We start from the raw sequence: 11,637 nt of genomic DNA, 5'->3' as shown, positions 1-11,637 counted from the left end.
CATGAGAGATTATAAAAAACTTGACGTTTGGAAAAAGGCACATGAGCTAAATATGTTTATCAAACAGAATATTGCAACTCAATTTCCAAAAGAAGAGCGATTTGAATTAACCTCACAACTTACCAGGGCTTCTTTATCTATTCCCTTGAACATAGTTGAAGGATGTGGGAGATTTACAGATAAAGATTTTGCACACTTCCTTGATAATGCTTTAGGCTCTGCTAACGAGATAGATTATTGCTGTTTATGTGCTTCTGAATTAAAGTATATAAGCGAAGATGATTATTTAAAAGTAAACCAATCAATTAACGAAGTTAGGGCAATGCTAATTTCATTTTTAAAATTTTTGAGAAGTGGAGGGGAAAAGCCTTAAACCCTACACCTCAAACCTTATACCTCAAAAAAAATGCAACTATTCGACGTTTACCCACTTAATGATATAGAAATAACTAAAGCATCAGGCAGTAATGTTTGGGATGCTAATGATCAACAATATTTAGATTTATACGGCGGTCATGCGGTAATTTCAATCGGACATACTAACCCACATTACGTAAACCGCTTAACCGATCAGTTAAATAAAGTTGGTTTTTACTCTAACTCGGTGAAAATTCCTTTACAGGTTCAACTGGCAGAGAAACTTGGTGAAGTTTCCGATAAAAAGGATTTCCAATTGTTCTTGTGCAATTCGGGAGCCGAAGCCAATGAAAATGCTTTAAAACTGGCTTCATTTTATAACGGAAGAAAGAAAGTAATTGCTTTTACGGGTGCTTTCCACGGACGTACCTCTTTAGCGGTTGCCGTAACCGATAATCCTAAAATTGTAGCACCAGTTAACCAGACCGAAAATGTAATCTTTTTACCTTTCAATAATGAAATTGCTTTAGAAGAAACCTTCAAAGCACAGGGTAATGAAATTTCGGCTGTTATTATTGAAGGTATTCAAGGTGTTGGCGGGATTAAAGAAGCCTCGAAAAGTTTCTTGCAGAAAATCCGTTCACTTTGTGATGAATATAATGCTGTTTACATTGCCGATAGTGTACAATGCGGTTACGGACGTACAGGTTCGTTTTACTCGCACGATTATTCAGGTGTTGAGGCCGATGTTTATACCATGGCGAAAGGAATGGGTAATGGATTTCCGGTAGCGGGAATCTCTATTGCGCCCAAATTTAAACCTTGGCATGGAGAGTTGGGTACGACTTTCGGCGGTAACCATTTAGCTTGCGCTGCGGCTTTAGCCGTTTTGGAAGTGATGGAAAAAGATAAGCTCATCAAAAATGCGGAAGAAGTTGGAAACTACTTAATTGCTGAATTGAAGAAATTTGAGCAGGTGGTAGAAGTGCGTGGCCGTGGGTTAATGATCGGTATCGAGCTACCTGCAGAACTGGCGCATGTTAAAAAAGAATTATTATTTACACACCATATTTTTACCGGCGAGGCAAAACCGAATGTAATCCGTTTATTGCCAGCCTTAAATTTAACGAAAGCACATGCTGATGAGTTTTTAGCCGCTTTTGAAAAAGCGGTAAAAGGTGTAGGGCAAAAGGCTTAAGGTGATGAGAGACTATAAAAAACTTGACGTTTGGAAAAAAGCTCATGAATTAAATATGTTCATCAAGAAAGATATTGCAATTAGGTTTCCAAAAGAAGAAAGGTTTGAATTAACGTCTCAATTAACTAGAGCAGCACTATCTATACCTTTAAATATTGTTGAAGGATGTGGAAGATTTACCGATAAAGATTTTGCTCATTTTTTAGATACAGCGTTGGGCTCAACCAATGAAATTGATTATTGTTGTTTATGTGCTTCAGAATTAAAATACATAAGCGAAGAAGAATATTTAAAAGTTAACCAAGCAATTAATGAAGTTAGGGCAATGCTAATTTCTTTTTTGAAATTTTTAAGAGCAGGTGGAGGGGAAAAACCTTAAACCCTACACCTTAAACCTTATACCTTAATATGAAACTTTTCACTTCCGTACACGATGTTCCAAGCATCAAACAGTTTGTAAATGATGCGCTTGCGTTAAAGGCAAACCCTTATGCCCACCAGGATTTGGGTAAGAACAAAACCTTAGGTTTGGTTTTTATGAATCCGAGTTTACGTACCCGGTTAAGTACGCAAAAAGCGGCCTTAAACTTAGGTATGAATGTAATGGTGATGAACCTGGATAAAGAAGGATGGGCTTTAGAAACACAGGATGGCGTGGTAATGAATGGTTCGACCGTTGAACATATTCGCGAAGCTGCTGCGGTGATGGGCCAATACTGCGACATTTTAGGCTTGCGTTCTTTTCCGAAACTGAATAACCGTGAGGAAGATTATAGCGAAGATTTCTTCAATAAATTCGTGAAATATTGCGCGGTACCTGTAGTGAGTTTAGAGAGTGCAACACGCCACCCTTTACAAAGCTTTGCTGATATTATTACCATTCACGAAACCTGGACAAAGAAACCTGATGGTCGCAAACCTAAAGTAGTTTTAGCATGGGCGCCTCATGTTAAAGCATTGCCTCAGGCAGTACCAAATTCTTTTGCAGAGTGGATGTGTAAAGCTCAGGCGGAAGGGATGATCGATTTTACAATCGCGCAGCCGGAAGGTTACGAACTTTCGGAAGATTTTACACCTGATGCCAATATTCAGTATAATTTAGAGGAAGCTTTGGCTGGTGCCGATTATGTGTATGTGAAGAACTGGAGTAGTTATAAAGAGTACGGAAAAGTATTGACTTATCCTGACGGCTGGATGATGAATAATGAGAAATTAAAATTCACAAACGATGCTAAAGTGATGCACTGCCTGCCTGTTCGTCGTGATCTGGAATTATCATCAGAAATTTTGGACGGACCAAACTCACTGGTTATCCACGAAGCAGGGAATCGTTTATGGGCTGCACAGGCAGTAATTAAAGCGATGCTGGAAGAATTATAAATCATATGCCTCGGCTCGTGTCCTCACGAGCCGAAATTATTAATATGGTGACACAAAATTATTAATGTGGTTCGTAGAGACACGAACCACGGTAAGAATAAAATATGAAACAACTCACTATCATAAAAATCGGCGGAAACGTAATCGATAATTCAGAAAACCTACACCAGTTTTTGTTGGATTTTACAGCACTGCCTGGAGATAAAATCCTGGTGCACGGTGGGGGTAAAATTGCAACGGAGCTGGGCGAATCGCTCGGCATTGAAGCCAAAATGATTGATGGTAGAAGAATTACAGATATCGAAACCTTGCGTATTGTAACGATGGTTTATGCCGGACTGATCAATAAAAATATGGTTGCCCAGCTACAGGCCAAAGGGAGTAATGCGATCGGTTTAAGTGGAGCTGATGGTAATGTGATCAGAGCAAAAAAAAGACCGGTTATTACCAAAACTTACGGAGCTGAAAGCGGACCAATGGCAGGAGCTGTAATTGATTATGGTTTTGTTGGTGATCTGGACGAAAACGCTGTGTCTTCAACAACTTTAGATAGCCTGTTGAAAGCTGGTTTAGTTCCGGTTTTATGTGCGATTACACATGATGGTGATACACAACTTTTAAATACGAATGCCGATACCATAGCCTCTTCGGTTGCGGTAGCCATGTCGGCTTTATACGAAACACGTTTGGTATATTGCTTCGAGAAAAAAGGGGTGCTTAAAAATGTAAATGATGATGGTTCAGTAGTGAGAGAAATCAAAGCTGATGAATTTGAAGGGCTAAAAGCAGATGGAACGGTGCAAGGTGGAATGATTCCTAAATTGCATAATGCTTTCGAAGCGATTAAAAAAGGAGTTTCGGCAGTGTATATCGGTAAAGCCGATGAACTGGCTGAGCTTGCTGAGGGAACTTTTGGTACAAAAATGCTGAAGTAAAGATTGAAGGTATAAAGGTTGACGGCGGAGGGTTTTAGGCGGGACTTGTAACGAATAGCAGGACTGAACATTAATAGCAATGCTGGAATTGCTTTTCAAAAGGAAATATAAATCAGTTTAAACCACTGAAATAAAATAAAACGAACCACATGAAGAAAATAGCCATAATCGGTAGCGGAAATATCGGTTTATCTTTAGCAAAAGGATTGGTTAAAGCCAATTACACCACAACCAAAAACATTATCTTAACCAGACGCAACACAGCCAATTTATATAAGTTTGCACAAGAGCGCTACAAGGTTACAGCTAATAATGCCGATGCAGCAGCTGATGCAGATGTGATTATTTTAGCTGTTTTGCCTCAGCAATTAAATGTGGTTTTAGAAGAGATTCAATCGGCCATAAATCCTGCCAAACATTTGGTGATTTCGGTAATCTCAGGCGTAAGCTGTGCAGCGGTTAGGGAAAAACTGGATAGCAATGTTCAAATTATCAGGGCAATGCCGAATACGGCTATTGCAATAGGGCAATCGATGACTTGCATTGCAAGCGACAACGCTTCGCCACAAAATTTGGAAGATGTAACCCGCATGTTTGAAACGGTAGGTTCGGTAGTTAAAATAAACGAAGATTTAATGACTTCGGCAACGGCACTTTGCGCCTGTGGTATTGCCTTCTTTTTAAGGGGAATTAGAGCTGCAAGTCAAGGTGGGGTAGAAATTGGTTTCCATGCGGATGAAGCTTTAAAAATGGCTGTTCAAACGGCTAAAGGAGCGGCTGATTTGCTTTTATTACATGGAACACACCCAGAATCAGAAATAGATAAGGTAACTTCGCCCAAAGGTTGTACCATCGCAGGTTTAAATGAAATGGAACACAACGGTTATAGCTCTTCGTTGATAAAAGGTATTAAACTTTCGGCCTTAAAAGCGGGAAATTTGTATACTAAAGAGGGTTAGAGGTGTAGGGTTTAGGGCATAAGGTCTTAATTGCAAACATAAAACTGAAAGCCAAAATAAAAGGTAGAAAGTTTAAAGACGGGTTTAGTCTTGATACTTGATACTAATTACTTGATAATATGTCATTAGAAAATATACAAAAAGAAAGTCTGGATTTATTGCGACAGTTGATCCGCATCCAGTCTTTTAGTAAAGAAGAAGATCGGACTGCGAATTTAATCGCCCAGTTTTTGGAGGAGAGAGGGATTAAGACTCAACGCAAAATGAACAACGTTTGGGCTTACAACAAACACTTCGATGCCACTAAACCAACATTGCTTTTAAACTCACATCACGATACCGTTAAGCCAAATTCTGGTTATACCCGCGATCCTTATGATGCAGCAATTGAAGGTGATAAACTGTTTGGTTTGGGAAGTAATGATGCCGGCGGTTGTTTAGTCTCATTAATTGGTACATTTTTATACTACTACGAACAGGAAGGTTTAAAATATAACATTTGTTTGGCGGCCACAGCAGAGGAAGAAATATCTGGAAACAACGGCTTGGAACTGGTTTTGCCAGATTTAGGTGAACTTGAATTTGGTATTGTTGGCGAACCTACAGAAATGAATTTAGCCATTGCAGAACGGGGTTTGTTAGTTTTGGATTGTGTATCGCATGGTAAAGCCGGGCACGCTGCCCGTGAAGAGGGAGAAAATGCCATTTATAAGGCCTTGAAAGATATTGAATGGTTTAGAAATTACCAGTTCCCGAAAGTATCGGAGGTTTTCGGCCCATTGAAAATGACGGTGACCATTATTAATGCAGGTTCGCAACATAATGTTGTGCCGGCAAATTGTACCTTCACGGTTGATGTACGCGTAACCGATGCCTATACCAATGAAGAAGTATTAGAGATTATCAGGGCAAATGTTGATTGTGATGTTACCCCGCGTTCGATCCGTTTAAAACCATCGTCGATTGATAAAAACCACCCGGTTGTTCAGGCCGGAGTAGCACTTGGCAAAACGACTTATGGTTCGCCTACTACTTCTGATCAGGCGCTGTTAGATATTCCATCAGTAAAATGTGGTCCGGGTTTTTCCGGCCGCTCGCATATGGCCGATGAATTTTTATATGTTAGAGAAGTAGCTGAGGGGGTTGAAGGATATGTTAATATGTTGCGACCTGTAGTTATTGGCTAAGCTAAATCAAAATTCTTATAATATTGTTTATCTTTACGTGATGAAAACATATCCTAATTTCATAGAGATCGATGCAAATAAACGTTTCGGTAAGCCTTGTATAAAAGGAACAAGAATTGCAGTTTATGATGTGTTGGGCTGGCTGGCCAATGGCATGACGATTAAGGGTATTCTTGAAGATTTTCCTGAAATTAGCGAAGAAGAAATATTTGCGTGCCTGGCATATTCGGCTGATAGAGAACACAATATTAGAGTGGCCTAGTGAAGTTGCTGTTCGATCAAAATATTTCTCATAGAATTATAAAGCTTTTAGCGCATGATTTCCCAGACTGTGACCAAATCCGGCGTTTAAATCTGGAAAATAAATCAGATAAAGAAATCTGGGAGTATGCAGGTCGAAACAATTATGTTATTGTTACTTTCGATGCAGATTTTTATGAATTTTCAAATCTATACAGTCATCCGCCAAAAATAATCTGGTTGCGGTTTGGTAATAACACAACAATAGGAATTGCACAAGCATTAATAAATAAAATAGATCTAATAACTGATTTTATTAAGCAGAATGAGTTTTCTTGTTTGGAACTTAAATAAATCTTAACCCTGGATAATAATAAACGCCCAATGAAAATCTGGCAAAAAAATATAGATGTAAATCAGTTTGTAGAAAGTTTTACGGTTGGAAAAGACCGTGAACTGGATCTGCAAATGGCAAAGTTTGACGTATTGGGCTCTTTGGCGCATACTCAAATGTTAGAAACCATTAATTTGCTAACCGCTGAAGAACTAAAAACCGTTCAGCAGGAGTTAAAAAATATTTATGCTGAAATTGAAGCTGGAAATTTCACCATCGAAGACAGTGTAGAAGATGTGCACTCGCAGGTAGAGTGGTTGCTTACTCAACGCATTGGCGAAGCAGGTAAAAAAATCCACAGTGGCCGTTCGCGTAACGATCAGGTTTTGGTTGATTTAAAACTTTTCTTTAGGGCCTGCATTGAAGATATGGTTGGCCAAACTTCAACCTTATTTAACCAGTTAATTGAACTGAGCAATACACACAAGGATAAATTAGTTCCAGGTTATACGCATTTACAGATTGCCATGCCATCATCTTTTGGATTGTGGTTTGGTGCTTATGCCGAAAGCCTGGCAGATGATATGGAGCTGATGCTGGCTGCATGGAAAATCTGCAATAAAAACCCACTGGGTTCAGCTGCTGGTTATGGTTCTTCATTCCCATTAAACAGAACTTTAACAACCCATTTGCTTGGGTTTGAAAGTTTAAACTATAATGTGGTTTACGCGCAAATGGGGCGTGGCAAAACCGAAAGGATTTTAGCACAGGCCATGAGCGCGGTTGCGGCAACTTTAGCTAAAATGGCCATGGATGTTTGTTTGTTTATCAATCAGAATTTCGGATTTATCAGTTTTCCGGCAGAACTGACTACGGGGTCGAGTATTATGCCGCACAAAAAAAATCCTGATGTTTTTGAACTGATCCGCTCGCGCTGCAATAAAATTCAGGCTTTGCCGAATGAAATAGCCATGATGATTACCAATTTGCCATCAGGTTATCACCGCGATTTACAGTTGCTAAAAGAAAACCTTTTCCCGGCAATCACTTCATTAAACGAATGTCTGGAGATCGCTACTTTCATGTTCCAGAATATCACGATAAAGGATGATATTTTGAAAGATAAAAAATATGATTACCTGTTTAGCGTTGAAGTAGTAAACGATTTGGCACTACAAGGTGTTCCATTTAGAGAGGCTTATAAAATTGTTGGCGAACAGATAGAAAATGGCAGTTTTGCACCTTCTGGCCAAATACACCATACACACGAAGGAAGCATTGGCAACCTATGTAACGAGCAGATTTCTGCAGCAATGCAAGGTGTTTTGTCGCAATTTGGTTTCGGAAAAGTGAATAAAGCAATAGAAGATTTGGTTAAATAAAAATTGCTGACATTAGCAATTAAAAAACAAACATGAAAATTTACCTTATCCCCCTGATTTTTTTATTTACAGCAAATATTGCTGTTGCACAAAAAAAGACAATCGTTCAGGAAAAGTCTAACCCAATATCAAAAACTTCATTTAATGGAAATGAGTGTGATATTTTAGTCGCTCAGCTTGTTGATCCAAAAGATATTGCGGCGGTGAATTTAGCAGGTATTGGGCCCGGTGACATGTTAAAGTCAAGTGGCGCTAAATCAATGGACGTAAATGTTTCTTTAAAAGAAGATGCTAAGGTAATGAATATGACCACTTTCTTTGAATATTATAACGTTCCGGTTTCAAATCAGAAAATAATCAAAGTTAACGGCAAGCTCTTAAAAATAAGAGAGAATTTCTTAGCAAGTAAAACAATGATCAGTAAAGTAACACTTGGTACAGATCAGAGAGGGCAGTTGTTTACCGATATTACAACAGTCAATAGCAAAAAGAAGTGATTCATCTGATGTTAAATAGTTTGTTCTTTAGATAATCAATGAATACAGCTCAGTTTAAGCGAATAAAAAATAGTATATGAAAGTTTCAGTATTGGCCAGTTCATTAATTGGCTCAGAAATTATAAAAATTGGTAACGAGGTTAATGAAATGAAACGCAAAGGCGCTTCAATTGCTAACTTAACCATAGGCGATTTTGATGCAAACATTTACCCAATCCCAACTGAACTAAAGGCTGGAATTGTGGAGGCGTACAATGCTAATCAAACCAATTACCCACCTGCTGATGGTGTTCTGCCTTTGAGAGAAACCGTTTCAGCATTATTGAAAGATAGATTTGGACTGGAATACAATACGAATAGTATTTTAGTTTCTGGTGGCTCCCGTCCGTTAATTTATGCTACTTACCTGGCTTTGATCGATCCGGGAGATACCGTGGTTTTCCCTGCACCATCCTGGAACAACAACCACTACTCACATTTAACTTCAGCAAAAACTATTGCGGTAGAAACCGATGCAGCGCATAACTTTATGCCAACAGCAGCGCAATTAAAACCGCATTTAAAAGGCGCAACTTTATTAGCTTTGTGTTCGCCATTAAACCCAACCGGAACCATGTTCGATGCGGATTCGTTAGCTGAAATCTGTGATGCAGTTTTAGAAGAAAATGCTTCACGCGGTGCTGATGAAAAACCACTGTACATGATGTACGATCAGATTTATTCGCTTTTAACTTTCGGAAAAGAGCATGTAAATCCGGTTTCTTTACGTCCGGCGATGAGGCCATTTACTGTTTTTGTTGATGGTAGCTCGAAATGTTTGGCTGCAACTGGTGTACGTGTAGGATGGGGTTTTGGTCCGGAAGATATTATTAATAGAATGAAAGCATTGGTTGGGCATATGGGTGCCTGGGCACCGAAAGCTGAGCAAGTGGCGATGTCTAACTATTTTAATGATAAAGCACAGGTAGATACTTTTTTGACCAGTTTTAAAGGCCAGATACAGGATAGTTTAAATGCCCTTTACAATGGTTTTAATGAACTGAAAAATGAAGGCTTTAATGTTGATGCCGTGGAGCCAATGGGTGCCATTTATTTAACCATAAAAATCGATTACATTGGAAAAACAACTGAAGATGGTCAAATTTTAAAAGACAGTGCAGATGTAAACTTCTATCTGATCAAAGAAGCCGGAGCAGCATTAGTGCCATTTTCTGCTTTCGGAAATGAAGATAGCATGCCATGGTTCAGGGCATCAGTTGGTGCTTGTACCCTGCAGGATATTAAAGACATGTTGCCGAGGATTAAAACGGCTTTAAGTAAGTTGAAATAATTATCTGTAGGTATAGGACAATATAAGCGCTTTTTTTGGAAAGCAATTGTTGTACTAACCGGTTATTGTAGTCCTGCTTTTTGTTTCAACAAAAGCTGAAAAAAGCTTTTTGTTTCCACTTCAATCAGGTTTGTTTAACCTTTAGCTGAGCAAGTCGGTTTTAATAAAATATATAGAAACCCTCTTCAATTAATTTTGAAGAGGGTTTTTTGATTTATCCTGAGAAGTACATTGATTTGTCTCTTAACCCCGACCGTCATACTGTCCCGAAGCTTAGGAATCAGCATCTTTCTTGCAAGATAGCCCCTGAAATAAAATACCTTCGGTGAGCTCGCTAAGGCTCGGTTCAGGGTGACGATTTTACTATAGACTCTAGACTAAGGACTTTGGACTAAAAAACCCAAACTAATCTTCACGACTTCCATCATCAGCCATTCTTACCATTTTAGGCTCAAATTTGGCTACTACATCAACCAGTTCGGTTTGTGCTGCCATTACTTTGTTAATGTCTTTATAGGCCATTGGTGCTTCATCTAAACCTGCGCCAATTAAAGTAACGTTGTGATCTTTCAAAATGGCTTTCATATCTGATTTGGTAATCGATTGAACGGCTTTTGTTCTGCTCATTAATCGCCCTGCACCATGAGAAGCCGAATTGATAGCGCTCATTTCACCTTTACCGCGCACTAAAAATCCGGGTGCTGTCATACTTCCAGGGATAATCCCCATCACCCCTTTACCTGCTGGTGTGGCCCCTTTTCGATGAACAATCACTTCCTCGCCATCAAGCATTTCTTTCCAGGCAAAATTATGATGGTTTTCTACTTTAGCTAAAACTTTAGCGCCAATGGCTTTGGTTAATCTTTTATGGATCACCTCATGACAGGCCGAAGCATAATCGCCGGCTAAGTTCATGGCAATCCAATATTCTTGCCCCTCTGCTGAATTTAAATCCAAATAAGCCAGATTTGTAGCCTCTTTCGGGAGTTTACAGATATCTTTTGCCAGTTTGGTATAATGACCAGCAATGGTTGCACCCAATCCGCGTGATCCTGAGTGCGTAAGTAATGCCACATAACGCCCTTTATCGATATTTAAAATCTCATCGCGTTCTGCAAAATCAATAATCCCCCATTCTACAAAGTGATTTCCACCACCCGAAGTTCCCAATTGTGCCCAGGCTTTTCCATGTAAATTTTTGAGAAAAGCTGTAGAGTTGAAAGCCTCATTTTCTAAAACATCGTGGTCGGCTTTTTCACGGCCATTAAAATTCTGACCTGCACCAAATTTGGTGAAAGCAATTAACTCTCGTTTGTACATGGCATCTTTCCCGAAATAATGTTTCTCTGGAATATCGAAAATGCTCAACGCCATTCGGCAACCGATATCTACACCTACACCATAAGGAATAATTGCATTTCTGGTTGCTAAAACACCACCAATTGGCAAACCATATCCTTGGTGGGCATCGGGCATTAATGCACCAGCTACCGAAACAGGCAGTTTCATCGCAATATTCATTTGATTCCTGGCCCCTTCTTCGATATAATCAGCACCGAAAATCGAATATTCTTTTGCGTTGTTGATCAGTGCAATGGTCTCGTCTGATTTTGGATTGGCTTCCTCAATCACAGCCGCTGCCAGTACACTTAATACTTCATCATCCAAAAAACTTTCCGGATAATCTTTTACTTTTTTAAATAAGGCCAGTAATTCTTTTTCTTCAATATCCCTGAAATTTTCATTCAGGATAGCTAAAGCCAGACCTACTATTTTTCCTTCGGAATAACCTAATGCTATAAGGTTTTTTCCTGTTATGTTGTTGTTCATTGTTTAAT

13 protein-coding genes are annotated in these 11,637 nt (G+C 39.1%); 12 read left to right on the top strand and 1 reads right to left on the bottom strand.

Translation table 11 applies throughout. The annotated features are described in order from the left end of the window. Position 1 precedes the first annotated feature (1 nt). The 12 genes from AC04QZ_RS21990 to AC04QZ_RS21935 all read left to right on the top strand — a co-directional run bounded on the left by AC04QZ_RS21990 (position 2) and on the right by AC04QZ_RS21935 (position 9,799). A complete protein-coding gene (locus AC04QZ_RS21990; protein WP_478359484.1) occupies positions 2-373 on the top strand; it encodes a four helix bundle protein in 372 nt (123 codons plus the stop codon). A 33-nt stretch (positions 374-406) separates the two neighbouring features. Then, the gene (locus tag AC04QZ_RS21985) at positions 407-1,555 is read left to right on the top strand and encodes an aspartate aminotransferase family protein (protein ID WP_478359483.1); all 1,149 of its coding nucleotides are present in this window, start codon (positions 407-409) and stop codon (positions 1,553-1,555) included. A 4-nt stretch (positions 1,556-1,559) separates the two neighbouring features. Then, complete coding sequence (locus AC04QZ_RS21980; RefSeq protein WP_086548012.1) at positions 1,560-1,934, top strand: four helix bundle protein; 375 nt, start codon at positions 1,560-1,562, stop codon at positions 1,932-1,934. Positions 1,935-1,963: 29 nt separating this feature from the next. Further along, positions 1,964-2,935: a Rossmann-fold NAD(P)-binding domain-containing protein gene (locus tag AC04QZ_RS21975; protein WP_478359482.1), complete on the top strand. Its 972-nt coding sequence runs from the start codon at positions 1,964-1,966 to the stop codon at positions 2,933-2,935. Between the two features lie 104 nt (positions 2,936-3,039). Continuing rightward, positions 3,040-3,870 (top strand): acetylglutamate kinase, encoded by an 831-nt coding sequence (gene argB, locus AC04QZ_RS21970; RefSeq protein ID WP_478359481.1) that lies wholly within the window; start codon positions 3,040-3,042, stop codon positions 3,868-3,870. A gap of 149 nt (positions 3,871-4,019) precedes the next feature. Next, positions 4,020-4,829 (top strand): pyrroline-5-carboxylate reductase, encoded by an 810-nt coding sequence (proC, locus tag AC04QZ_RS21965; protein ID WP_086548009.1) that lies wholly within the window; start codon positions 4,020-4,022, stop codon positions 4,827-4,829. A gap of 119 nt (positions 4,830-4,948) precedes the next feature. Continuing rightward, positions 4,949-6,016 carry a M20 family metallo-hydrolase gene (locus tag AC04QZ_RS21960; protein WP_086548008.1) on the top strand — a complete coding sequence of 356 codons (1,068 nt, stop codon included), beginning with the start codon at positions 4,949-4,951 and terminating at the stop codon, positions 6,014-6,016. A gap of 40 nt (positions 6,017-6,056) precedes the next feature. After that, complete coding sequence (locus AC04QZ_RS21955; RefSeq protein ID WP_086548007.1) at positions 6,057-6,278, top strand: DUF433 domain-containing protein; 222 nt, start codon at positions 6,057-6,059, stop codon at positions 6,276-6,278. After that, complete coding sequence (locus tag AC04QZ_RS21950; protein WP_086548006.1) at positions 6,278-6,610, top strand: DUF5615 family PIN-like protein; 333 nt, start codon at positions 6,278-6,280, stop codon at positions 6,608-6,610. The genes AC04QZ_RS21955 and AC04QZ_RS21950 overlap by 1 nt, the downstream gene beginning before the upstream one ends. A 30-nt stretch (positions 6,611-6,640) precedes the next feature. Next, the gene (gene argH, locus AC04QZ_RS21945) at positions 6,641-7,972 is read left to right on the top strand and encodes an argininosuccinate lyase (RefSeq protein WP_478359480.1); all 1,332 of its coding nucleotides are present in this window, start codon (positions 6,641-6,643) and stop codon (positions 7,970-7,972) included. A 32-nt stretch (positions 7,973-8,004) separates the two neighbouring features. Further along, complete coding sequence (locus AC04QZ_RS21940; RefSeq protein ID WP_478359479.1) at positions 8,005-8,469, top strand: hypothetical protein; 465 nt, start codon at positions 8,005-8,007, stop codon at positions 8,467-8,469. Between the two features lie 76 nt (positions 8,470-8,545). Beyond that, a complete protein-coding gene (locus AC04QZ_RS21935; RefSeq protein ID WP_478359478.1) occupies positions 8,546-9,799 on the top strand; it encodes a pyridoxal phosphate-dependent aminotransferase in 1,254 nt (417 codons plus the stop codon). Between the two features lie 405 nt (positions 9,800-10,204). Here the strand turns inward: AC04QZ_RS21935 and AC04QZ_RS21930 are convergent, their stop codons facing one another. Further along, positions 10,205-11,629: an RtcB family protein gene (locus tag AC04QZ_RS21930; RefSeq protein ID WP_478359477.1), complete on the bottom strand. Its 1,425-nt coding sequence runs from the start codon at positions 11,627-11,629 to the stop codon at positions 10,205-10,207. Between the last annotated feature and the right edge of the window lie 8 nt (positions 11,630-11,637).

It is taken from the genome of Pedobacter folensis, from assembly GCF_056490665.1.
Note: the sequence above shows the minus strand (reverse complement) of the source record. Positions and strands in the feature narration are given on the sequence as shown.